Annotated in this window: 22 protein-coding genes and 1 pseudogene; 2 read left to right on the top strand and 21 right to left on the bottom strand. The window is 40.7% G+C overall.

What is annotated here, in order from left to right:
* Positions 1–51: 51 nt before the first annotated feature.
* From OCV60_RS11905 to OCV60_RS11925, 5 genes are all read right to left on the bottom strand, one after another.
* Positions 52–1,944: an InlB B-repeat-containing protein gene (locus tag OCV60_RS11905; RefSeq protein WP_262530238.1), complete on the bottom strand. Its 1,893-nt coding sequence runs from the start codon at positions 1,942–1,944 to the stop codon at positions 52–54.
* 201 nt (positions 1,945–2,145) lie between these two features.
* Positions 2,146–2,625, bottom strand: coding sequence for a GNAT family N-acetyltransferase (locus OCV60_RS11910; protein ID WP_262530239.1), 480 nt, complete (start codon positions 2,623–2,625; stop codon positions 2,146–2,148).
* Between the two features lie 39 nt (positions 2,626–2,664).
* Positions 2,665–2,952 (bottom strand): hypothetical protein, encoded by a 288-nt coding sequence (locus OCV60_RS11915; protein WP_021943411.1) that lies wholly within the window; start codon positions 2,950–2,952, stop codon positions 2,665–2,667.
* A 156-nt stretch (positions 2,953–3,108) separates the two neighbouring features.
* Positions 3,109–7,377, bottom strand: a complete 4,269-nt coding sequence (locus tag OCV60_RS11920) for a chitobiase/beta-hexosaminidase C-terminal domain-containing protein (RefSeq protein WP_262530240.1) — start codon at positions 7,375–7,377, stop codon at positions 3,109–3,111.
* The gene (locus OCV60_RS11925) at positions 7,378–7,638 is read right to left on the bottom strand and encodes a hypothetical protein (RefSeq protein WP_262530241.1); all 261 of its coding nucleotides are present in this window, start codon (positions 7,636–7,638) and stop codon (positions 7,378–7,380) included.
* 120 nt (positions 7,639–7,758) lie between these two features.
* Between OCV60_RS11925 and OCV60_RS11930 the strand changes: the two genes are divergently transcribed.
* The gene (locus tag OCV60_RS11930) at positions 7,759–8,556 is read left to right on the top strand and encodes a MerR family transcriptional regulator (protein ID WP_262530242.1); all 798 of its coding nucleotides are present in this window, start codon (positions 7,759–7,761) and stop codon (positions 8,554–8,556) included.
* On the opposite strand, the gene OCV60_RS11935 is transcribed toward OCV60_RS11930, so the two are convergent.
* The 13 genes and pseudogenes from OCV60_RS11935 to OCV60_RS11995 all read right to left on the bottom strand — a co-directional run bounded on the left by OCV60_RS11935 (position 8,522) and on the right by OCV60_RS11995 (position 18,129).
* Positions 8,522–9,163 (bottom strand): ABC-2 transporter permease, encoded by a 642-nt coding sequence (locus tag OCV60_RS11935; RefSeq protein ID WP_262530243.1) that lies wholly within the window; start codon positions 9,161–9,163, stop codon positions 8,522–8,524. The genes OCV60_RS11930 and OCV60_RS11935 overlap by 35 nt on opposite strands.
* Entirely contained in the window at positions 9,164–10,021 is an 858-nt protein-coding gene (locus tag OCV60_RS11940; RefSeq protein WP_262530244.1) for an ABC transporter ATP-binding protein, read from the bottom strand. It lies immediately after the preceding gene.
* A gap of 1 nt (position 10,022) precedes the next feature.
* Positions 10,023–10,787, bottom strand: coding sequence for a GntR family transcriptional regulator (locus OCV60_RS12990; RefSeq protein ID WP_330659752.1), 765 nt, complete (start codon positions 10,785–10,787; stop codon positions 10,023–10,025).
* Between the two features lie 99 nt (positions 10,788–10,886).
* Positions 10,887–11,936: an ORF6N domain-containing protein gene (locus OCV60_RS11950; RefSeq protein WP_262530245.1), complete on the bottom strand. Its 1,050-nt coding sequence runs from the start codon at positions 11,934–11,936 to the stop codon at positions 10,887–10,889.
* 80 nt (positions 11,937–12,016) lie between these two features.
* The gene (locus OCV60_RS11955; RefSeq protein ID WP_262530246.1) at positions 12,017–12,295 is read right to left on the bottom strand and encodes a helix-turn-helix domain-containing protein; all 279 of its coding nucleotides are present in this window, start codon (positions 12,293–12,295) and stop codon (positions 12,017–12,019) included.
* 160 nt (positions 12,296–12,455) lie between these two features.
* Positions 12,456–12,668, bottom strand: coding sequence for a helix-turn-helix domain-containing protein (locus OCV60_RS11960; protein WP_262530247.1), 213 nt, complete (start codon positions 12,666–12,668; stop codon positions 12,456–12,458).
* 170 nt (positions 12,669–12,838) lie between these two features.
* Positions 12,839–13,243: a hypothetical protein gene (locus OCV60_RS11965; protein WP_021943410.1), complete on the bottom strand. Its 405-nt coding sequence runs from the start codon at positions 13,241–13,243 to the stop codon at positions 12,839–12,841.
* A gap of 179 nt (positions 13,244–13,422) precedes the next feature.
* Positions 13,423–13,635, bottom strand: a complete 213-nt coding sequence (locus OCV60_RS11970) for a helix-turn-helix domain-containing protein (RefSeq protein WP_161117169.1) — start codon at positions 13,633–13,635, stop codon at positions 13,423–13,425.
* 163 nt (positions 13,636–13,798) lie between these two features.
* A pseudogene (locus tag OCV60_RS11975) lies at positions 13,799–13,876 on the bottom strand (CDP-alcohol phosphatidyltransferase family protein); the annotation flags it as partial.
* Complete coding sequence (locus OCV60_RS11980) at positions 13,866–14,930, bottom strand: FUSC family protein (RefSeq protein WP_117785758.1); 1,065 nt, start codon at positions 14,928–14,930, stop codon at positions 13,866–13,868. The pseudogene OCV60_RS11975 and the gene OCV60_RS11980, both read right to left, overlap by 11 nt.
* 33 nt (positions 14,931–14,963) lie before the next feature.
* The gene (locus OCV60_RS11985) at positions 14,964–16,007 is read right to left on the bottom strand and encodes a HAMP domain-containing sensor histidine kinase (protein WP_117785757.1); all 1,044 of its coding nucleotides are present in this window, start codon (positions 16,005–16,007) and stop codon (positions 14,964–14,966) included.
* Positions 16,007–16,717 carry a response regulator transcription factor gene (locus OCV60_RS11990; protein ID WP_005421560.1) on the bottom strand — a complete coding sequence of 237 codons (711 nt, stop codon included), beginning with the start codon at positions 16,715–16,717 and terminating at the stop codon, positions 16,007–16,009. Before OCV60_RS11990 ends, OCV60_RS11985 begins: the two co-directional genes overlap by 1 nt.
* On the bottom strand, positions 16,696–18,129 hold the full coding sequence (locus tag OCV60_RS11995; protein ID WP_008402112.1) for a phospholipase D family protein: 1,434 nt from the start codon (positions 18,127–18,129) through the stop codon (positions 16,696–16,698). The genes OCV60_RS11990 and OCV60_RS11995 overlap by 22 nt, the downstream gene beginning before the upstream one ends.
* Positions 18,130–18,399: 270 nt before the next feature.
* Between OCV60_RS11995 and OCV60_RS12000 the strand changes: the two genes are divergently transcribed.
* On the top strand, positions 18,400–18,720 hold the full coding sequence (locus OCV60_RS12000) for a hypothetical protein (protein ID WP_008402110.1): 321 nt from the start codon (positions 18,400–18,402) through the stop codon (positions 18,718–18,720).
* A gap of 24 nt (positions 18,721–18,744) precedes the next feature.
* On the opposite strand, the gene OCV60_RS12005 is transcribed toward OCV60_RS12000, so the two are convergent.
* The 3 genes from OCV60_RS12005 to OCV60_RS12015 all read right to left on the bottom strand — a co-directional run bounded on the left by OCV60_RS12005 (position 18,745) and on the right by OCV60_RS12015 (position 23,108).
* Positions 18,745–19,446 (bottom strand): response regulator, encoded by a 702-nt coding sequence (locus tag OCV60_RS12005; protein WP_008402109.1) that lies wholly within the window; start codon positions 19,444–19,446, stop codon positions 18,745–18,747.
* Complete coding sequence (locus OCV60_RS12010) at positions 19,439–22,132, bottom strand: sensor histidine kinase (RefSeq protein ID WP_262530249.1); 2,694 nt, start codon at positions 22,130–22,132, stop codon at positions 19,439–19,441. Before OCV60_RS12010 ends, OCV60_RS12005 begins: the two co-directional genes overlap by 8 nt.
* A 328-nt stretch (positions 22,133–22,460) precedes the next feature.
* Positions 22,461–23,108 (bottom strand): potassium channel family protein, encoded by a 648-nt coding sequence (locus OCV60_RS12015; protein WP_117785753.1) that lies wholly within the window; start codon positions 23,106–23,108, stop codon positions 22,461–22,463.

Consider the following 23,108-nt stretch of genomic DNA (forward strand, 5'->3'; position numbering starts at 1 on the left):
CATTATTTTTCAAATAAGAGAACTACTCCTATATCTGTTACCAATACCAGATTACCGTTTTCGAATCGTATACAGACATCCCATTCCAGACACCGCCAACAGAATATAAAGCACAGCCAGATTCATATCATCTCCTGTCTTGGGTGATGCTGTCTTATCATCTTTTTTCACTTCTGTTGTATCACCATCACCACTCTGTGTCGTGCTGCCTGTTCCATCTTCTGTACGGTCTGTTGTTGTGGCCTCTGAAGAATCTTCCGTCGTAACTTCTGTTGTCTCTCCGGTTGTGGTCTCTGTTTCCGGTTCTGTTGTTTCTTCTGTTGAAGCTTCTGTTACATCCCCGGTCGTATCCTCCGATGGATCCTCAGTCGTTGCTCCTGTCTGATCCTCTGTTGTCGTCTCAACCTTCTTATATGCGATCGCATAATTAGAAAATCCATCCGTCTGGAACATCACCATTTTAGTTGCCACATCAAAAGAAGCAGGAATAATCTCATAGGTTCCATCCTTTTTCTCATGAATAACTGCCAGCTCACTGTTTTCAGATTCCCAGTCGGCTTCTATCTGAAGGGATACCTTTGCCGTTTTCTTCAAAGTCTCTATATTATTTACCCACAGATTTGCTGCTGTATTCTTATACAGGATCTGTGCCAGCTTGATATCAAAATACCCGGTGATCTGATAATCACCTGCTGCCTTTTTAAAAGCCTCAAGCTGTTGCTGTGTGAGGACTGCATCCTTTATCGTCAGTCTGCTGTTTCCTGATGTGATCTCATTTTCCGCAAGCTGGATCAATGCTCTTTTCACTTTATCTGTTTTAAGCTCTACCTGATCTTCTGCCTTTGTAAATATGCTGCTGATATGTACATTTTCATCCGGCATTGTATATGAAAATGTAGATGCATCTGACAAAGGCGTTAAAGACTGACCATTTATCGTTATCGATTCAAGCTGATATCCATATTCCGGTACTGCCCGGAGAATAATTTCTGAACCCGGTATAACACTTGCCCATCCATAATTGGTGTCCTGCTTAACACCATCTAAACCGATCGATGTTCCATCCGGGTTTTTGATCTCAAGGATCTCAAGCGTTCCATTCTTTAACAGCTCATAATCTTTCAATCCATTATTACCTGTTTTATCTTTGGCCCATATAATAGTTCTTGGTATGATCGTCGGCTTCTTTGTAACTTCGATCACATATTCACTGGCAGGCGCAATCGTGAATTCCACTGTATCCTTCGTTCCTTCCGGCAATGTGATCGTCTTTCCATTTACTGTGACCGTTCCGATATCTCCATCTCCAAATGCCAACTGAATCCTGAGCAGATTATAGATTTCGCCGGACGCATATCCCTTTCCAGTTCCCTGTATATGACTGCGCTCATCTCCGATCTTCTCTGAATTCAGATAAATTTTCATTCCAAATCCATCATAGGTTCCCATGATCTGAATATCATCCGGGTAACCGGGGTTCGGAGGCGTTGATACTTTTTCTATTCTGAAATTCAGATTACCGCTAAAACGGTTTGTATCCAATTTTACATAAGGATTCGAGCTGATATCATACGATTCATCATTGATATATAACTGAAGTTTCACACTTGAGATTCCAAGCAGGTCATCTGGCGAGGAAACATCCAAAACAGTAGTTGCTTTCAGATAATATTCTTTATCTGACAGATCGATCTGCATGTTATTTCCATTGATCGGACAATTTGTGTAACTGTCCATAACAATATCTCTCGTACATAATGTCAGCCTTACTTTATAGGCATCATCAACAGCAAAGGTCGCTTTTCCATTTTCAATAGATGCCCCGATAAAATTCAATGTTGCCATGTTGGTTTCTGCAGCCCTTACCTGTGTGCTGGCAAATGGCAACCATATCATACTGATACACAGCCATAAACTTAGAAAAATCCCTAATTTTTTCCTCATAATTTTGTCCTCCATCTGCTTCCCTCCCCAGGGAAGTTATTTGCAGTCATTCTATCAAAAAGCACCTGATTCCACAAGCGTTTCAGACAAGAAAAATCATGAAAAAAGTCAGGAAAATAGCGGGTTTGAGGCGTTGCGGCAAGCACCGGAACGCAGTGCTATATTTCCTGACTGATATAATTTTTATGTCTATAATTTTCCTTAGAATTTCTTCTCCATACAAATGAAATGCTTGTCAAACAGATCACATTCACCGACGGTTTTAAATCCAATCTTTGCATATGTCGAAAGTGCCACCACATGGCCTTCCCGAACCAGAATATGGATCCCTTTCATACCCCGGTTTTTCAACACATCACCGGCATAATTCATCATCTGCTTTGCGATTCCCTGACCCTGCATATCCTTTCTTACACAGAGTCTGGACAATTCTCCTGACGGTGCCTGATCTTCATGCCAGCAGGTCAGTGCCTCCACTGCATCGTCATGGTCGATCGAGATCGTCGCGATGATCTCTCCTGCATTATTCTTCATAACAAACAGATCTCCATTTTTAAGGTCAAATGCGATCGTGTTCTCATCCGGGTATGTCTCACTCCATTCACATGGTCCCCCGATCATCGCATGGTATAAAGCCAGCAGTTCATCTTTATCTTCTTCTGTTGCATTCATTATCTGCATGGTAAGTCCTCTCTTTTCTGTCTTTCTTCGTTTACTTATTCACTCTGCATCAAACAGGTCTTCCATTTCCTCTACGGCTTCGTAATATTTATTCATCCACTCGCTCATCCGGTCAATTTGTTCTCTGTCCGCTTCCACCTGTTCAATATCCTCCGGCCATTCATCACCCTCATCTATGCCCTGTTGCAGGAGCCAGTTCTCAGCACACTCAAACCGGCACATTCTGCCATCGTCACTTTCGATTGTTACCAGCACCAGAAGCGGTTCCCCGGGCATCCGCTCCTCGCAGCCATAATCTGCTTCATCTATTCTGGTCACAGACCACATGTTATGCATCTCCTTTTTCTTTTGCAACTATAAATAAATTAATATTCATTATAACACAGGTCATCCCAAAACTGAAAACAGGTTCTACCAACATTGCATTGTCGATAAAACCTGTTTAAATTTATTCTGTAGTATCCTTTATATTAACAGATATTTTTACTTGTTATGTTTTCTTTTCCTGTCCAAAGTTACCACAGCCCCTGTAAGTGATGCCATCAGGAGAGTTATACAAAGCGTCAGATTAAACTCATCCCCTGTCTTTGTCAGCTTATCATCTATATCCGATGCATTCTTGGCTATTGTAAAACTTGTACTTGCTGATCCATCTGTCCAGATAATCTCAAATGTATGGCTACCAACCGATAATGTCTTAAGGTAATCTGCCTTAAATGTAATGATCGTCGACCCTTCTGTAACTGTATAATTCTTTTTATCTACAACCACACCGTCTACTTTCACATTCCGAAACTTCGAAATCTCTCCATCACCTTTGATCACAAGACTTCCATCTGAATTCTGTATCCAGGAGCTGTCTGCTCCTTCAATAATCTTGTACTGAACCGGTACCGGATCCGGCTCTGTTATCGGTTCTGTCGTTGGCTCTGTCGTCGGTTCCTCTGTTGTCGGTTCCTCTGTCGGCTCTGTTGTTGGTTCTGTCGTCGGCTCCGTTGTTGGTTCTGTCATTGGTTCCTCTGTCGGCTCTGTCGTCGGTTCTGTCGTCGGTTCCGTTGTCGGTTTCTCTGTAACGGTCAGTGTTACCGTATCTGTTGTAACAGCACCGGCTAAATTGCTTACCACACATTGATACTGGAATCCGTTACAAGTCTTATCTGTCACACCTGTTATATAACTTGCATTATTTGCTCCGCTAATATCTACAAAACCATTTCCATCGTTTCTGTCTATTTTCCACTGATATGTAACATCAGTACCGGTTGCCGTAATTGTAAATGTTGCTTTTTCTCCGGCTTTCACAGAGGCTGACTGCGGCTGTACACTGATTATCGGAGCTTCTACAACCGGTGTTGGGTTCGGAATTGCGATCGTATAAGTAAATGCTTTTGCTTCACTGTTCTGCATATCAGATTTTACTGCAATCGCTGTAATCGTCATTGTAATACTCTGCCCTTCCACTCCTGTAACGGATATTGGATCTGTATATTCCAATGTTGTTCCAATCGGTGCCTCATTCTCGATTGCCGGTGTACTTCCGTCTGTTGTATAGTAAATCTTTGCCCCATCTGTCGTAGATGTAAGTGCTACACTCTGATTCTTTGTATAAGTTCCGACTTCTACCGATGCCACAGGCGCTCCAACGATACCGGCCGCACTGATCGTAATCGTAATACCGGTTGTAAGATCCATACCATTCGGATCCACTTTATCCGGACAGGTAACCACACCCCTTAATGTTACGGTCTGCTCTGTCAGAACTGAAGGGTCATAGCTTCCATCTACAGGCGATTCAGTATCCCATGTAACAACTGCCTGATCGGCTGTTCCCTTCTCTGTCACTATATTGACATATGCCGGGAGCTGCATATCTGCATATGCAGTACCATTTGCAACTGCAATCGAGCCCGGTGCGGTAATGCTTATAAGTTTATCTTTTGCTTCCGGTTCTGTCTGCACGGTTAATCCTGCCTCTTCTGTCATTACCGATCCGGCAGAATTACTGATCACACACCGATACCGGAATCCATTACAATCCTTATCCGTCTCGCCTGTTGTATAACTTGTGTTTGCAGCTTCGGCAATGTCTACAAATCCATTTCCATCGTTCCTGTCGATCTGCCACTGATATACTAATTCCTCGCCTGTTGCTTCCACAGTAAAGGTTGCTGTCTGACCTGCTTTTACAACGGCTGTCTGCGGCTGTGTAGTGATCACAGGTACCGATATCGGAGCAGCATTAGGTTTCAGAAGCAGTCTGGTCATGTCACTGTTGTCATGTATAATGCTGTAATCCTCATTATCACTCATAATAATTCCGCTGTAATCCTTGTCTGCGTCTACACCAGTGACCACAAGAACCGGCATATCTGCATCAGAAACCCCTTTATACGTTATACCAATCTTCCCGGTCATATTACCTCGAACATCGATTACCGAATTAGCCGTTTTTCCGTCATCTGCCGCATTTACCAGACAGATATTATCAGCCTTGCCATTATTTTTATTATCAATAATCGTTGCTGTTCCGGAGACATCCGTTTTCGCCGATGCTGATCCGGCATAATAAGCATAAGCACCGGCATACACGCCTGCTCCTGTATTATCAGATGTGTTTCCGGTTATGGTTCCTCCGGTCATATGGAACGTATCACCCGCACTGACATATACTCCGCCGCCATGTCCGAGGTCACTACCCAGACCAAACGTACTGTCGGCAATATTTTTCGTAATACTTCCACCATATACATTAAATGTTCCACCGAAGACACTTACACCGCCACCGATTTTACATTTATTTACACTGATCTCGCCCCCATACAGATTAAAGGTACCATCTGTACTGTGGTTTCTGCCTGTACGAATAACTACACCACTTCCACCAATATCATATTCAGATGCATTTTCGGATATCTTTCCACCGTACATATCAAATGTACCGCCCCGAACATCAATCGCTCTTCCCATCTTGTTACTTGCATGGGCGATTTTACCCTGTGCATCTCCTGCCTTACAGTCTGTAAGCGTGAAATGATGTTCAACATCTATCGTATCTACATAACCATCATAATATTTATTGACTTCCTGTGTTTTATCAACAGCACTTTCCTCCGGATTCTTCATTGTAATGCTGTGTCCGTTCAGACAGAGTACTGCATTATCCGGAGCAACCCATCCATAACATGTGTAACTGTTATCATCTGTAATATATCGATCTAATACAATATCTTCTGTCAGATAATAGTATCCACTGCCCGTAATCTCAGACAGATCAGAAACACCAGTCCAGATCTGGGCCGTATCACAGGTATGATCACCCACGGTCGTATTATTTGTTCCGCACACACAGTGCTTATGTTCCGGTTCAGATGGTGTCTGCGCAGCGGTTTTCGGAAATGTATATGTCAATGTCAGTGTTCCGTCGGAATTCTTTTTCACTTTGGCCTTATTTCCATTGGCCCTTCCCGTCACAGATTCCGAAAAATTATAATGCTTCTTTGCAGCAAGCGTTATACTTGCTGTATAACTTGTGTTATATCCTGCCGTCGTATCATTCGGTGTCCATATAACAGCCGGCGTCGTCGTGCTTACTCCTGACGAGCTGCATGTGGCTGAAGTATCTAACAGCACTCCCGCTTTCGGTTCATCAATGTCTCTGACGCTTGCAAATACAATCTCGGAATCCAGATTTTCTTCCGTCTCGGTTGCTGCAACAGCATATGTCATGTTATAAAACCAGCCGGTTGTTTCCAGCCAGATCTTGCAATCCTTTAAATCGATATCACCTGTCTCAACACCTCTTTTTGCCAGTTCGGATTGGATATCTGCTGTATCTATATATTCCAGTCCTGTGATATATTCTCCGTAACTCCATGGATCAGTGTCATCTCCACCCTGTATAACCAGATATACATGATAGTAGGAATCTCCATAGTCAACGCCCCCATAATACAGATCACCATATCCATCATACTGGTTTCCGATGGTTCCTTTCTCTGCTTTTATCACACCCTGATCAGGATTGTATTCAACGGTACCAATATCCATTCCTTTCGATTTTCCATCTAATCTGAGTGTCATTGCATCATAATCTTTTAAATCTAATGCTGCTCCATAGCCCGCCGGAACCGATGATGCAAAGAAGACATCGGACATATCCAGATTCACCGCCGGACGTATCGCATATGAGCTGCTGTACAAAGCTGTAATATTCTGGCTGTAACTAACCTGCGATCCCATGCTTGCAACACTTACCGCCACCGGTATTTTATCTGTACTGTAAGCGGAACGCAGCCAGAAACTGCTATAGCGACCATATTGCCAATACGGATCCATCGCCAGTACTTTATCATCATTACTTCCGACCCGAAGTGTTGTATCGCCGACTTCCCCTTTTAATGCATAAAGCTCGTCCGAAGTTGTATAATCTTTATTATTCTTTATATCCTTTGTCGTTACCGTAGTTTTCTGTAATAATTTTCTCTCTTCTCTGGTAAAATATGATTTTTCATCACTGTAACTATCTTCGCTCATTTCCTGTAGGACTTCCCGCAATAAGCTTGCCCCATAGTGGCTGGCAGATACCGTCCTTGGGTTTCCTCCGGTATAGGTGCCATCTGTTGCATAATAGCTTCTATCCTGCTTATCTCTGTTAAATTGAGATCCAACAAGCATCGGTTCTGCAGCAAAAACAACTGTATTATCCCCCTCTATACTGCTGTCGGCACCAAGAACATACCATGTCTGTGGCATTCAGCTTTTTCCTTCTTTTCGGTTGCCAAACTCCAGTTTTCCGATATTTTTGGGTTTTCCATCAGCATCCGGTGCAAATGTGTCATCCATCAACTGTTCCTTTGTCGCATAATATGCCACAGCCGGTTTACTGTCAGCTGTATCATTCTCTGCCTGTACACGCGATACTCTTCCCGGTATCATTCCTGCCGCCATACTAAATGTCAATGCTCCGGAGAGCATAACGGCAATTCCTTTTTTCATTCTATTTTTCATCCTCATACGCATTCTCCTTGTAAAGCTCCGAACAATTTGTTATGATTATTCTAAATCGTACCCTGGGGGACGAGTCAAGCAAAGGAATATTATCACAAGTCAGATTTGCAGAAAATGGGGTTATATGTGAAAAAGCAAGACGAAAATTTATTTAAAATAGGGGAAATCGTAAAGATTTTAGGAGTAACCAGAAAAACTATCTTAGGCTATGAAGAAATGGGTCTGCTGGAACCGGCCATCAAGGATGAAAGCAGCGGATACCGCTATTATACTGCGGATAACATGACACAGATCCGCTCCATCCGTTCCTTGCAGACCCTTGGACTTTCCCTTGCCGAGATCCGGGAATATTATTATGATACGGAAAATCTTGATCATCAATTGGAACGTCTGATGGACCTGCGTGCCACATTAGACCGAAATATACATCTGCTTCAATTACGGGCAGCTAAGCCGGGGGATCTGAGCATCCATCAGGTACGTCTTCCGCAGCAGGTCTGTTTCTGTCGCAGATATCAATGTGCAGACGTCAGGGATGCCGCAGTCAAACTGCGTGATACATACATCGCTGCAGCCCGAACCGGAAAGATGTCCATGTCTGCCCGTATGTTCACCGTGCGAATGAATGAGGCAGCTACCGGTCTGGATCTGCTGTGCTGTATTCCTGTCGAAGAAGATTTCATCGGAGAAGAACGCACAGAATTTGCCGAGACCTCTGCTCTGTGCATCTATTACCGTGGTGCTTATGAAGGAATCGGCTCTGCTATCACGATCCTAAATGAATATGTGCAGGCAAATGCCATTGAAACCACCGGTAAATTCCGTAGTATCTATTTAGAAGGGCCTCCAAACCGTGGTACACATATGTCAGACTATATCACACAGGTCGTTATACCAATTCTGCCTTGCTGTAAATCTTTATAGAAATAATGGAAGATATTATTAAGATTACCGCACTTATAGTGAAGCTTCCAATCAGCAGAAGTGCCGGAGTGATATTTGACAGAAATTCTATATTCAGATTTTCTGTCATTTTCAAAAATTGAGCAAATCCGATTGGAGATGCCATGATGACCACTACGAAAAACATCTTTGTTCTTTCATAACCTAACTTGAATTGTATCGGGAAATAAATACCTAAACAAATAGAAAGAATCAAAAATAGTATAACAGGTATCTTATAGCTTACCGTTTGAAGCGTCGGAAATATAAGGGCTTCAAGCCAGAAAATAAGACTACAGCCAGCATATATCACGATGCAAAAGATATATTTGGATAACACAACACTCTTTCTTGAAAATGGCAGCGCACACAGCAATGTTAACGCTTTCGGATATTGTGTTTCTTTTATAGAGACATACTGCAGCAGCATGAAGATTGAAACAACCGTTACTAAAACATAACCTAATATACCGGCATATTCTGTTAAACGTGACATTAAAAATATTGGAAACAGGATGCATACCGCAACCATAAGCAGTACATATTTTTTTACGATCAAAAAGTCCTTTTTCACTAATTGAAATAACATTTATTTGCCTCCTTTCACATTGCAGAGCATGATATCTTCTATCGATGGCCGTTCAAGTATGCTATCCGGCATGATCTTTCTGATTTCATCAGCATTTCTTGTAATAGCAGTAAATCCAAAAGGTGTCTGATCTATATTCATAAGCAGTTTTTCTGCATCGGCACTCAGATCTTTTCTGTCACCTTTTACAATTCTGTAACTATCCAGTAAAATATCTTTCTCCTCCTGAAAAATAATCTGTCCCCTGTCGATCATGATCAACATATCTGCAATCTTGTCCAGATCAGATGTTATATGTGTGGAGAAGAATACGCCACGTCCCCCATTATCCATAAATTCTTTCAGGATCACTAACAATTGATTTCGAATAAGTGGATCAAGACCACTGGTTGGCTCATCCATGATCAACACTTCTGCTTCATGTGACAAAGCAAGCGCCAGAGCATATTTCATCCGCATACCCTTTGACAAGGTGTTGATCTTCTGTTTTGGATTGAGTGAGAAGCGCTCAAGATACATTTTGTATTCCTTTTCATTCCATGATTTATACGCGGACGCTATAATACTCTTCATTTCTGACAAGGTTAATTCATCATAAAAGCCCCCATTATCAAGAACGATCCCTATGCGTTCTTTTATCTCTTTTGCATTTGTATATAGATCCATTCCAAACCATTTGATACTGCCGGATGTCCTGGGAACTAAATCTAAAATAGATTTGAGTGTGGTTGTTTTTCCCGCTCCGTTTTTTCCGATGAATCCGGTAATGCATCCATCCGGCAGTGCAAATGAAACATCTTTCAGGGAAAAATTCGGATAGTTTTTATTCAATCCCGTAACTTCTAAAATATTTTCCATCTTACGCCTCCTCATATAGAATATTCATCATGTCATTTAATTCCTCTTGCGTGATCCCAAGGGATTTTGCAGTCTGTATCATATCTGCCATTTTCTGTTCTACAAGCCTCCGCTTCGAATCTCTTAAAAGATCTACATTCCTTGTAGACACAAAAGTTCCGATACCTACCTGACTATTCACAAAACCCTCTTTTTCTAAATCGTCGTAAACTCGCCGAATTGTTAAAACGCTTACTTTCAAATCATTTGCAAATGTCCGAATCGACGGCAGTGCCTCTCCCTCAACCAGTTCGCCTTTTAAAATAGCGTCAATAATCTGTTCCTTGATCTGCTGATAAAGCGGAGAATCTGATGTATTTGAAATAAGGATTTTCATATCGCGCCTCCTTTTTAAGTGTGCTGTTGTTATATACACACTATATACTATATGCACTTTTGTGTCAAGGAAGAATATAAAACCGCCGTTTAGCTCTATTTTATAGAGGTAAACGGCGGTTATGGGGGTGGGGTATTTAGATTGTCTTATTTTTGATTTTACTTCCTTTCGCGCAAACAGAATTCGTTCCTTTATATTCTCCGCCTGTTCAAATCCCTGGCTCACAAGTGTTTCACAAGCCTTATCCAACGCTTCATCTATTCTATCTGCCAACCGGTCATAATGTTGCATAGCGACTCTCTCTCCCAGTCCAACCCGCGCTGCTTCCTGTCTGAAGCTTTCCCGGTTAATCTTATGAATATCGTACTCATGTCCAATAGAAAATGCCATATCTGATGTACTGCCCGCGTATATCACTGTACTCACAATATCATATGCCGGAGCTATAAATGTAACAATTTATTTTCTTTTTCAATTCATTCACTCCCTCTACTGTGGTAAAATCAAAGTTGGATTTTTCAACAGCGTTGCAATCACCGGAGTATATTTAGATACTCCATAGTCTTCAACAATACTGGTTATTCTAGCGCCTGCATCCTTTGATGAAGCACCACATAAAAAAACTCTTTCATCAGCAGTTCCGTAATCCAACACTATAAATCGATCATGAAATATGCCACCAGTCTTTTTCATTGACAATTTTACTGTTGGATACTCCTTGCAGAAATCTATAAATTCTATGTTGTGAAGTTTATTATTTCCAACATTATCACTGAATAAAATAATAGCTACTCCGGTCGGAGAATTCTTAAGGTGTACCAGCGTCCTTAAGCCAATATAATTGTCAACGACATATATTGACGACTTTGCCTGTTTATAAATGGACTCATATACCTCATCTGCACTACTGAATTTTGCATTAAACATGAGCCATTTTTCATCATCATCTGAAACAAAGCTGTTCATCATATCAGCCAACTCAGATTTTGTCACAACATCCTTCAAGCCTTCTGCAACATCTGAAATCTGCTTTTCAAGAGATATCATATCTGAGTTGATTTTATTAATTTCTATTCTGTTGTTAGCAGTTTCCATGCTTAACTGAAGTAGTTCCCGCTGACCTATTAAATCACGATTTTCTAATATGTAATCTTTCATTTTCTTAAAGGTTCTTATTAACGCCTTGCTCTGCTTAACAGCCAACGGTCCTTTCAAAACAGTCATCAGCATATATAATCCTTGCTCTGTAAATACATGAGGATTATAACGACTTTTTGAACTTATATTTGCGGTACAATTTTTGTACCGCAAATCTTCTAATTCCGCATCTGTCAATTCAAACATAAAATCTTCATCAAATTTTTCAATATTATTTTTTACCTGTCTATTAAATCCCTTCGTATCATAGCCATATATCTCTGCTAAATCAGCATCAAGCAATACCCTTTTACCCCTAATTTTATACAGTTTTTCTTTTAGATATTCTTCTGTTACTTCTATTACTGTAACATCGATTTCTTTCTTTTTATCTTCTGTCATAGAATTTCTCCATCTATTTTGCAGTCAAAAAAACATCAACAATTCTCATATGAATATATGTCCGGTATCAGCAATATAGTCTAATCCTCTTTTTCCTTCGTTTTGTCATAATATGCTTTATACCTATAGATCGTTCTTTCACTGACATTATTCCGCTTCGCAATTTCTACCATTGTCTTACCACTCTCATACCCAATGACGAAATCATTATAAATAGCCATCCATTTGGCGTTATGTTTCTGTCGCCCGCTTAATTTTCGATTTCTGTAATACTCCAATTCCTCGCGAAGTTCTGCATTCTCTTTTTCCAACTCCTCAATTCTTTTTAATGCCTCCTCAAGTGTTACAGATTTTTTCATCTTTATATCCTCCATACATGTCATTCTCGTTTTGTCAATATTATAAGTGTCTACACTTATTTTTGTCAATCTGATTGTGTCATGTTGTATCTCAAATTAGCACGACATATCTCTGTTTTCCCTGTATTTCAATATACACATGTAATCTTCTCATAAACTATTATCCTCTATTTTCCATACACAAATCCATTTCCAATAGCTTTGCGAGATATATTGATTTGCCAATCTCCGCCGTTGCCTTGCCTCGTTCCAGATCTGATATAAAACTCACACTGAATCCGGTAAATTCAGCCAGATAAGCCTGAGTATATCCTAGTTCTTTCCTGCGTTTTCGAATTGCTTCACCATATGACTTTGCATCCGTTATCTTCATTCTGCCTCCATATTGTATAGCCATTCATCTAATATACACTTTCACAAATATAAAATAGCCGTACGGCTAATTTTTGATATACTTATTATATATCAAGCCGTACGGCTAAATCATTTGTATGTTGTGTCTTTCCCCAGTTAAAATAATACTAACACGTCCCGTCGCAATGCTCATTTTATCATATACTGTTCAAGCATAGTCGGTGCCATATCCATGAATACAAAAAACTCTTCTGGCAACATGCAAAGCTCTCGGCTTATAAAATCTTCCGCATCAATATACTTATGATCATTTTCCGGATCATAACATTTCTCATGATTCGCAAAAATAACTATTCCCTTAAAGCTCTTCTCAATCTCATAAACAGCCTCTCCCGGTACATCATAATTTAGGATAGCGACATGTAATCTATCCTTTACATCAAGACTGTCAGCAATATAAAATTCATCACAAAATGGCAACTTATTCTCGACAGCAAAATTAATTGTATACTGGAGATATTCCCTTAAAATCTCTCTGTCCAGCTTATACTTAAAGCTCGAAAAAAAATTTTTCATTTTATTAAATAGACCCATATATCAAATCTGCCCCTTCCTATAATTTCAAGCCCTAAATCATTGATTTTTGGACTTTTTCTTTAACCAATTACCTCACAACATGTGCTAAAGATAACTTTTAGAAATTTACCTCTTAATTCTTTTCACACTATGTACCCTGCTCTCCGAATATACACATGTAATCTTCTCATAAACTATTATCCTCTATTTTCCATATACAAATCCATTCCCAATAGATTTGCGAGGTAAATTGATTTGCCAATCTCCGCTGTTGCCTTGCCTCGTTCCAGATCTGATATAAAGCTCACACTGAATCCGGTAAATTCAGCCAGATAAGCCTGAGTATATCCTAGTTCTTTCCTGCGTTTTCGAATTGCTTTACCATATGACTTTGCATCCGTTATCTTCATTCTGCCTCCATATTATATAGTCATTCAGCTAATATACACTTTAACAAATATAAAATAGCCGTGCGGCTAATTTTTGATATATTTATTATATATCAAGCCGTACGGCTAAATCAATTGTATGTTGCGTCTTTCTATTTCACCGCACTACCATATTTTTCGGTCAAAGCCGAAAAAAACAAAGAAGATTAGGAACCGTAATAATTCTATTCAAATTTTCTTCCTGATTCACTTCACTCTGCATGTACGGTCACCTCACTTTCCTTTTTTTTAGACATAAACCAATAAAATATAACACAAAATGCTAAAGCAAACACAACACCAAAAACATTTTGAATCACTCTAAGACTAACCGCTCCTTGTAGTCCATAAGTCTCTGCAGCAATGGCTAAAGCACCAAATGTGTTAAATACTGCCTGCCAGCCATATTGTGCTGAAAATCCTACACCGATTCCACCAAGAATTCCTATATATGCATAGATTGACGAAGGAAGCAGAAAATATAATACTGTAAAACATATAACACCTGCAATATTTCCGACAATCCTTTTACGGACTCTGTAGTGCATATCTTCCATAAACGGCAAAATCACGGACATGGCCGCAATACCAGCCCACATTGCACGTGGCATATTACAAAGTTCTGCAATGCAAAGGACAATCGGTACGCATAAAATCTGACATATCTGCCATTTTGTTCTGGAAGAAGTGATATCAAATTCTTGTATCAGATCTTTCAGATTTCTTTTATAAGTTCTGTTTTTATGATTTCGATAAAATACGAAGCAGGTAAGTGCTGCACCTAAAGCCATTCCGACTAATCGCATCTGATAGCTTTTTCCCGTAACATCATAACCATATAGCAGCAGATACCCAAGAACCAATGTAGATTGATTAAACATGAGTGGATTATGGCATCCGAACAAAATCAACACAGCCAGTGCCGCAATATTTAACAGCATTCCCAATACCGGTGAAAACTGATTTGCTAAATGCGGACATACAGTCATAATTACAAAGAACAAAGCCAAAAGCATCGTAGATTGTCCGGTGTGGATCCCCAAATCCGCATTTCTAAACACCATGAGACATAATAAGACTACTACACCTACAATGCTATTCTCATTTCCAAATAGGGTGCTGAAAATACTAACAAAGAAAAAACAAAATGCCATTGTAACAGCTATCTTCACCAGATATACCCACATATGATATAATTTTTCTTTTAGTGTTTCACTCTTTTTCAACAGTTTTTTAGAACCTGCCTGATTTAACTGCAACTCCTGATAAAATGTCATATAAATCCTCCTATCTTCTAATTTATCTTAAAACTATATAATCTCATCTTTCTGCTTTGGCAGCTCTATAACAAATCTGCATCCACCATATTCACGATTTTCTGCTTTGATTGTTCCTCCGGCACTATCTACAATCCGTTTTACAAGTGCGAGACCTAGGCCATTTCCTTCTGCTTTATGAGATCCATCTACCTGATAGAACTTGTCAAATATTCTGGATTTTACATCATCCTCTATTCCTGGTCCTTCATCTTCCAGAATGAACTTAACAGAATCCTGTTCTTGTTTCAGAAACATCGTAATTGTTCCCTTTGAAGGGCTGAACTTAATCGCATTATCTAAAAGATTTATCCAGATATGCATAAAAAGTCCTTCATTCCCAGTATATTTAACTTCCTCCAATTCTACCTGAAAACCAATTTCTTTTTCTGTCCATTTTGTTTCCAATGTAAGAAATGCCTGGCGGATCTGTTCATCCAGACGATATTCTGTTTTTTTCATTGGTATATTCTGATTCTCTAACTTGGATAACAGCAAAATATTACCAACCAATCCGGAAAGCCTTTGGGTGTTAAATAAGATTTTTTCTACATATTCCTCTTGATCCGGAGACAGTTCTTCTCCCTGAAGCAGCATTGTATATCCTTCAATGGCATTAATCGGGGTCTTAAACTCATGAGAAACATTAGATACAAAATCCATCTGCAGCACCTCTGTTGCACGAAGTTCTTTTGTCATAACGTTAAAACTTTGATAAGATTCTCCAACTTCTGCTATACGGCTGTTCGTTTCCAAATGCTGTTCAAAATCTCCCTGAGAAACTTCCTTCATTGCTTTACTAAGTCTGGTAATTGGTTCCAGTAACTTTGCATTGATAAAGGAAGTGATCAGCCCTGCAATCAATGTATTGAAAATCAAAAGCCAGCCAAGCACAGGTATGCTGCCCGGCAGATTAAAAAAATGATTCAAAAAAGCAAATAATAAAGCAGATATGACTGTTGAAAATACAAGTGCCAGCCAGATTGCACCAGTCAGACAGGATCGGATCCGCAATCCTTTTTTTTTCTTTTGTTCCATTATTTTTTCACCACCTTGTATCCAATTCCACGCATTGTTACGATTTCAAAATCCGGGTTATCTTTAAAACGCTCTCTGAGTCTTCCTATATGTACCTCTATTGTATGTGGGTCTGCCTCCGTCTCGTACCCCCATACTTCATCCATCAACTGTTGTTTTGTAAATGTTCTGCCTGGCGAAGCTGCAAGCTTATATAAAAGCAGGAATTGTTTTTTAGGTAAAACAAGACTTTCCTTATCAGTTGTAACCGTCATTGCATCATAATCAAACTCTGTTGAACCGATCACAATTTTGTGTTCATTCAATATCTGTGCACGGCGAAGCAGTGCTCCGACTCTTAAAACCATTTCATTCACATTTACCGGTTTTACCATATAATCATCACTTCCCGAAAAAAATCCCTGACGCATATCATCAAAGGAACCTTTCGCAGTGATCATAAGCACTGGTATCTGATATCCTGCTGAACGAAGTTCTGACACCAGTTCATAGCCATCCATAACCGGCATCATAATATCAGAAATGATCAGATCAATATATTCCTTATCCAATACTTCTAATGCCTGTGCTCCATCCGATGCACTTTTGACTTGATATCCATTCTTCTCAAGCACTTTTTGGAATAGCTGGCTTAATTCTTTATCATCTTCTACAATCAATATTTGAAACACGTTTTCCTTCCTCCTTATTAAAACAGATACCTTGCCCATCCAAGCAGATGCTGTACCAAAAATATTTTTCTCTGACGTTTCTTTGTTAATTCGATTGGCTCTACATGATATGGATCATTATAAGTTCCGCCTTCTAATATCTGGCGGGACACTTTTTCATATTCCATCATGCCCTCTTCCAACTGTTTATTAATATCTTTACTGCGTATTACAAGCATCAGTTCCGTATCCAGATATACACTTCTCATGTCCATATTAAAGGAACCGATTACAGACAGATCATCGTCAATCAGAATACTTTTTCCGTGGTATGAATAACCGCCTTCATATTCCCAGATATTAATTCCTGTACTTAAGATTCTATTTCTGTTTTTCGCATAATCGGCAGACCCAAATGGATTCCTATTATTCGCAACTGAATTTGTCATGATAGAAAAATCTGAAACGTTCTCTGCAATCTCCTCCCATGTATTATACATCATATCATTACAGATAATATATGGCGTGTGGATCTTCACACGATTTTTTGCATTTTTCATCAATTCTCCCAACTGATACCACACTACTGGTTCTTTGGAACCTGTGTGAATAGGATTTGACACTAATGTAATCTTTTCTGTCTCAAAAGTTTCGTCCGTATAATCGGTCTCGCAGATTCTTTCCTTATTCTCCTCAAAATATTTCTGATAGCTGTTCTGCAGCTCTAAAACTGCGTTCTTTACAGATTTTCTATTTGCCAGTTTTTTATTGTTATGAAAATAACCACTGTCTTCCTGATTCCATATGGTTTCAAAATACTCTGACAACTGGTTAACTGAATTTTCTTTCTCAGGTTCATCGCAAACCACTAACACGTCTCTGTCATAGTTCTTATGTCCCGGAAAATCACCCAGGAAATAATTGTGTATATTTCTTCCCCCAAGAATATATCTCTTTCCATCTGCAATCAAATATTTATCATGCATTCTACCCATCATTTTCCACGGTTTCAACGGATTGGCCTTATTATACAGTTTAATTTCAACATTCTCATGGGAAGATAATCCATAGAAATACGGATTTCCTTCCATATCAATCCAGCTCTCCATTCCATCTACTAACAGACGAATATGTACACCTCTGTCTGCCGCATCATGCAGTGCTCCTAAAATCAATTTTCCACTTTCATCGGATTGAAATGCAAAAGTAGAAAGAATAATTTCCTTTTTTGCATTCTTAATCAAACGCACTCTTTGTAAAAGCGCTTCTGGATTCTTTTCTATGATTACTGCCCGTTCTGTATTTTCACTGCATTCGTTCCATGACCCATTTATTGTTTCTTTTTTGGTTGTATTGGACACTTCCGGCTGCTTTTTATATGCAACGCAGATTCCGAGCAATTCATAAAAAACCACACATAAAAAAATTGCCAGTATAACAAGAAGGATTTTACATATTTTATGCTTTATCATTGTACATCACCTGATTCCTTTTTATTTCATACTTATACAATACAAAGTCAATCTCAATTTAACCTCAACAAAATTTATTTTTCATGCGTCATTTCATCTGTTATGATTAGATATGGCGTCATAAACCAACAATATTTTTCAGCTTTATTTATCATACTGATATAAACTTCTTCTCCTACTTGTATAAACTTCAGGATAAAGTTCCCGAAGGTTAATTTTCTTCATTATGTACCTCCATTTCGATTCACGGATGATTGACGGGTGAATCGAATGGAGGCGGAGACCGACACCGGCAGGCAACCGGGTCACCTCCGAAAAAATGGCAACAAAAAACGCCAGATTTCCGTGAGGGAAAACTGGCGCGCCAAGAACAGCCATTATTATACTGAATTACATGGAACGATAATGCCGATGCAATGTTATACTTGCCCGGAGGAGGAGGGCGGCAGAAATGTTTGGTTTCAACCGCCGCGACATCTCAAGCGCAAATCATCGCTGTTAAATAGCAACGGTTTTGTGTTTGGAGTGCTTATTCCTAAAAATCAAAAAATGATTAGGGCAATCCGAAACTCAATCGTCTATTTTTCATAGAGAACACTGGCCGTCCTTATAGCGTTATTCTATTTTCATCATACGGTAGCCCACACCAATATGTGTTTGAATATATTGTGGAGACTCCTCTGTTGGCTCCAGTTTTTTTCGCAATGTTGCCATAAATACCCGCAGCGAAGCCACATCGTTATCCCAACTGCGGCCCCAGATATTTTGTGTGATAAAGGTATGGGTCAGTACCTTGCCGACATTCTTGGACAGCAGACACAACAGCTTATACTCAATGGGTGTCAGATGAAGTTCGTTTTCGTCCAGATAAGCGCATCCCCCGGCATAATCCACTTTCAACTTACCATTCACAAATACAGAACTGGCAGTAAACATCTCTGCCGTCATCAGAGAGAGTCTTCGCTGCGTCACCCGAAGTCGTGCCAGCAGTTCTTCTACCGAAAAGGGCTTTGTCAAATAATCGTCCGCTCCGGCATCCAGCGCCTTGATTTTATCGTTATCCTCGCTTCGGGCGCTGATTACAATAATCGGAACATTGGACCAAGAGCGAACCGTTTGAATGACTTGAATGCCATCCATATCCGGCAAGCCCAAATCCAGTAAGATGATTTCAGGATTGTGCGATGTGGCCTCCATAATGGCTGCCGAGCCATTAGGTGCTACCACATAACGATAATCATTTGTTTTTAAAGTGGTCGTAATGAGATTTCGTACAGACGGGTCATCCTCAACCACTAATATCAAAGGTTTATTCATGAAGTTCTACCTCCTCTGCAGGTAATGTAAATTTAAAAACAGTGCCATTTGGCTGATTGTCTGATACGGAAATCGTGCCGCCGTGGGCGGTCACAATGGACTTACAGAGGGACAGCCCCAATCCAAGGCTTCTGCGGCTGTCGACCACTTTATTGGCCCCACTATAAAACATATCGAAAATACGGGGTTTCTGCTCATCGGGAATCCCAGGGCCGTTGTCGGAAACGGAAACCGTGACCCATTGCTCTTTTTGATCGGTGTGTATTTCAATTACTGAACCGACAGGGGTATATTTGATGGCGTTGTCAACCAAATTGATAATCACCTGAACGATCAGCTTCGCGTCAATGTGGGCAAGGATAAAGTCTTTACCGCTGGTCACACGAATGGTGTGTTCTTTACTTTTTCTGTTGATGTGCTTCAGCGCTTCAGAAACGACCTCATCCATGAGTTCGATACTCCAAGTTAGATTGACCTGTCCGCCCTCAATTCGTGTGACTGCTAACAAATTTTCAACCAGATTGATTAGCCACATGGAATCGTCATAAATATCAGTAAAGGTCTGCTCCCGTAGTGCATCGTCCATTTTTTTATAATTTGCAAGCAAATTGTCTGCGCTGCCGGAAATCGCTGTCAAAGGCGTCCGAAGATCATGGGAGATTGCCCGCAGCAGGTTGGCACGAAGTTGTTCATTTTGTGCCAGGACAGCCGCTTCCTCCTTCTCCTTGGCATTTTTGATGTTTTCCAGCGCCAATGCGCACTCGCCAAGAATGGAAAGAAGCACGCTATTTTCAAAAGAGTCCAATGGAGTACCGTTCACAGCAATACCAGCTACTCCATATACATTCTGGTTAACCCGAATCGCAAGGTATAAACACTTTGCACTGGATAATGTATCTGTTGTGGCACCGGCGTGTTTATTGTTTCGGAAGGCCCAATCGGCGACTGCTTTCTCGTTCTCAGAAATTAAATCTTCCTGAATGCTATTAACAGCACGAAAAACGTTAGGGGTGGCAAGTTCTTTACCATCAGACAGGTAGACGACAATATCTTTTTTCAGCAGCTTCATGAGCTGCCCTGCCGTAGCGGTGATTACCGCATTCTCATCCTGCTCTTTTTGCAGAAGCTGGTTGGTTTCAAAAAGAATCTTTGTACGGTAAGCTGTATGGGCAGATTGTTTCGCATTTTCTTTCAGCCGGGTAGCGAGAGATCCGGAAAGCAGTGTTACTATAAACATAATGGTAAAGGTAATAATATAGTTCGGATCGTCAAAATGGAATGTCAGTCTCGGAGTGGTAAAAAAGAAATTGAAAACCAGCACACTGACAATCGAGGTCAGAATCCCGCACAGTCGGTTGGTTGTGATTACAGCGGTCACAAGTACGCCTAATATATAAACTGCGATAATATTACTCTCCGTGAACCCAAGAGCGTCAAAGCCACAGCCAATTAGTGTAGCTACCAGCAATACAGCTATACTCTTCAGAACATCACGCAGGGGCATCGCATCTACCTGCGCCTTACTCTTTTTTTCCTGATAGCTGGTTCCTGTGCTGGCATCCGGTATCACATGAATATCCAGATTAGGTACGCTGGAAATCAGGCGTTCCGTCAAGGTGGGCTTGCTGAAAATATTCTTTCGTGCAATGGTACTTCGTCCAATTACGATTTTTGAGATGCCGGAAAGACGGGCAAATTCCGCAATCTGATAAGGCACGTCATCGCCATAACTTGTCTCAATCGCAGCGCCAAGTTGCTGGGCCAGACGCTTATTATCCTGCAAACGCTTTTTATCATCGTCACTCATCGCCGCTGTATTTGACGTTTCCACATAAAGAGCGGTAAATGTTCCCCGAAAGGCTCTTGCCATCCTTGCAGCAGTCCGAATAATTTTTGCGTTGGATGGCGACGAGGAAAGACATGCCAGAATGCGCTCGTCTGTATGGTAATCGCCTCGGCTCTGTACTCTGGCGCTTTCCGTCAGCAAGTTCACCCGGTCAGCGCACCGACGGAGGGCGATTTCCCGCAATGCGGTGAGATTTTCCAGCGTGAAAAAATTAACTGTTGCCCGCTGCGCCTGATCTTCCCGGTACACATTTCCACTTGCCAGTCGTTCCAGCAACTCCGCAGGCTCAATATCCACCAGTTCTACCTGATCTGCTTGATCAAAGGTGGAATCCGGAATGCGCTCCCGCACAAGAATTCCGGTGATAGAGGCTACTGTATCGTTGAGACTCTCAATATGTTGGACATTTACAGTCGTATAGACATCAATTCCAGTATTTAGCAGTTCCTGAACATCCTGATACCGCTTCGTGTGCCGACTGCTTTCGGCGTTGGTATGGGCCAACTCATCCACCAATATGAGTTGGGGATTTCGCTTGAGCGCAGCATCAATATCAAATTCACGAAGGGTCATTCCTTCGTAAGCAACTTGTTTTACAGGAAGCTGCTCCAAGCCGTCCAGAAGTGCCATCGTCTGGGGTCGGGCATGGGGTTCTATGTATCCAGCAACCACATCGATGCCACGCTCCTTAGCCTGATGAGCCGCCTGAAGCATGGCATAGGTCTTTCCGACACCTGCGGCATAACCGAAAAAGATTTTGAGTTTTCCGCTTTTCTTAGTGGATGCATCGTTACGGATCGCACGAAGAAGCTGATCCGGATCTTGTCTTGGCAGTTCCATTTTAACCCTCCTATCTGTCACTCAAGTAAAAGCGATTCCATTTTTCAATATTATAACACACAACGTCAAAACCTACATCTGCGACTGATCCACGGCAAATTTGTTCAGGCATCCAATGAAAAAATCGACGACAGGTGATTTTGGGGAATCCCTCCATAGTGCTATTTGTGTGATTTGATTCTGGGTAATCGGCTCAAAATTGTTTTCCAGAAAAACATCCAGTTTATTCATCAGAAAATACCCAAAAATAAATATGGCTGATGTACTTACAAGTAAAATAACATCCTGCATGGATTCATCCCCCCAATTCCTTTGATTTCTCTTAAAATCAAGTATGAAAGCACTTTTGCAAATTTCTGTTACTTCCCAACGCCAACATGGTATCTCCTGCTTTCAACACTGTGTCTGAAGAAATAGATAACTCCAGCTTGCCGCTTTTCTTGATTCCCATAATGTTAATATTGAATTTTTTACGAATATCAAGCTCTCCAATCGAATGGTCCGCCCAATCTTTGGGAATGGGAATCTCAAACATGGCATGATTTTCATCCAGTTCTATGTAATCGAGAATGTGATCCGCACTGTAACGGATTGCTGTCCACTTTGCGAGCTGTTTTTCCGGGTAGACTACTTCATTTGCACCGTTACGCAGCAAAAATTTTTCCTGAACATCAGTTGCAGCTCTGGAAACTACAAACCTCGCTCCCAATTCACTGAGCAGAGAAGTTGTTTCCAGTGAACTTTGAAAGTTGTTGCCGATGGCCACAATGCATACATCATAGTTGCGAACACCGAGAGATTCCAAGAAATCGGCATTCGTACTGTCTCCAATCTGTGCATTGGTAACAAGGGGCAGAACAGCCTCTACACGTTCCTCCGAAGTATCTACCGCCATCACTTGATGGCCCAAATGATTTAAGTGCAGGGCAATATGCTTTCCAAATCGCCCCAGACCAATTAGAAGAATTGATTTCAT

Source organism: Coprococcus ammoniilyticus (assembly GCF_025567345.1).
Lineage (GTDB): Bacteria > Bacillota > Clostridia > Lachnospirales > Lachnospiraceae > Coprococcus > Coprococcus ammoniilyticus.

Coding starts and splice junctions, on each gene's coding strand:
- OCV60_RS12010 (WP_262530249.1), bottom strand. CDS start 22,132: ATGGAACTGCCAAGACAAGATCCGGATCAGCTTCTTCGTGCGATCCGT.
- OCV60_RS11950 (WP_262530245.1), bottom strand. CDS start 11,936: ATGACAGAAGATAAAAAGAAAGAAATCGATGTTACAGTAATAGAAGTA.
- OCV60_RS11980 (WP_117785758.1), bottom strand. CDS start 14,930: ATGACATTTTATCAGGAGTTGCAGTTAAATCAGGCAGGTTCTAAAAAA.
- OCV60_RS11935 (WP_262530243.1), bottom strand. CDS start 9,163: ATGTTATTTCAATTAGTGAAAAAGGACTTTTTGATCGTAAAAAAATAT.
- OCV60_RS11955 (WP_262530246.1), bottom strand. CDS start 12,295: ATGAAAAAATCTGTAACACTTGAGGAGGCATTAAAAAGAATTGAGGAG.
- OCV60_RS12015 (WP_117785753.1), bottom strand. CDS start 23,108: ATGAAATCAATTCTTCTAATTGGTCTGGGGCGATTTGGAAAGCATATT.
- OCV60_RS11985 (WP_117785757.1), bottom strand. CDS start 16,007: ATGGAACAAAAGAAAAAAAAAGGATTGCGGATCCGATCCTGTCTGACT.
- OCV60_RS12005 (WP_008402109.1), bottom strand. CDS start 19,446: ATGAATAAACCTTTGATATTAGTGGTTGAGGATGACCCGTCTGTACGA.
- OCV60_RS11965 (WP_021943410.1), bottom strand. CDS start 13,243: ATGGGTCTATTTAATAAAATGAAAAATTTTTTTTCGAGCTTTAAGTAT.
- OCV60_RS11970 (WP_161117169.1), bottom strand. CDS start 13,635: ATGAAGATAACGGATGCAAAGTCATATGGTAAAGCAATTCGAAAACGC.
- OCV60_RS11995 (WP_008402112.1), bottom strand. CDS start 18,129: ATGATAAAGCATAAAATATGTAAAATCCTTCTTGTTATACTGGCAATT.
- OCV60_RS12990 (WP_330659752.1), bottom strand. CDS start 10,787: ATGGCATTTTCTATTGGACATGAGTACGATATTCATAAGATTAACCGG.
- OCV60_RS11915 (WP_021943411.1), bottom strand. CDS start 2,952: ATGTGGTCTGTGACCAGAATAGATGAAGCAGATTATGGCTGCGAGGAG.
- OCV60_RS11925 (WP_262530241.1), bottom strand. CDS start 7,638: ATGAGGATGAAAAATAGAATGAAAAAAGGAATTGCCGTTATGCTCTCC.
- OCV60_RS11905 (WP_262530238.1), bottom strand. CDS start 1,944: ATGAGGAAAAAATTAGGGATTTTTCTAAGTTTATGGCTGTGTATCAGT.
- OCV60_RS11990 (WP_005421560.1), bottom strand. CDS start 16,717: ATGGGCAAGGTATCTGTTTTAATAAGGAGGAAGGAAAACGTGTTTCAA.
- OCV60_RS11940 (WP_262530244.1), bottom strand. CDS start 10,021: ATGGAAAATATTTTAGAAGTTACGGGATTGAATAAAAACTATCCGAAT.
- OCV60_RS11960 (WP_262530247.1), bottom strand. CDS start 12,668: ATGAAGATAACGGATGCAAAGTCATATGGTGAAGCAATTCGAAAACGC.
- OCV60_RS12000 (WP_008402110.1), top strand. CDS start 18,400: ATGGAGGCGGAGACCGACACCGGCAGGCAACCGGGTCACCTCCGAAAA.
- OCV60_RS11920 (WP_262530240.1), bottom strand. CDS start 7,377: ATGCCACAGACATGGTATGTTCTTGGTGCCGACAGCAGTATAGAGGGG.
- OCV60_RS11910 (WP_262530239.1), bottom strand. CDS start 2,625: ATGCAGATAATGAATGCAACAGAAGAAGATAAAGATGAACTGCTGGCT.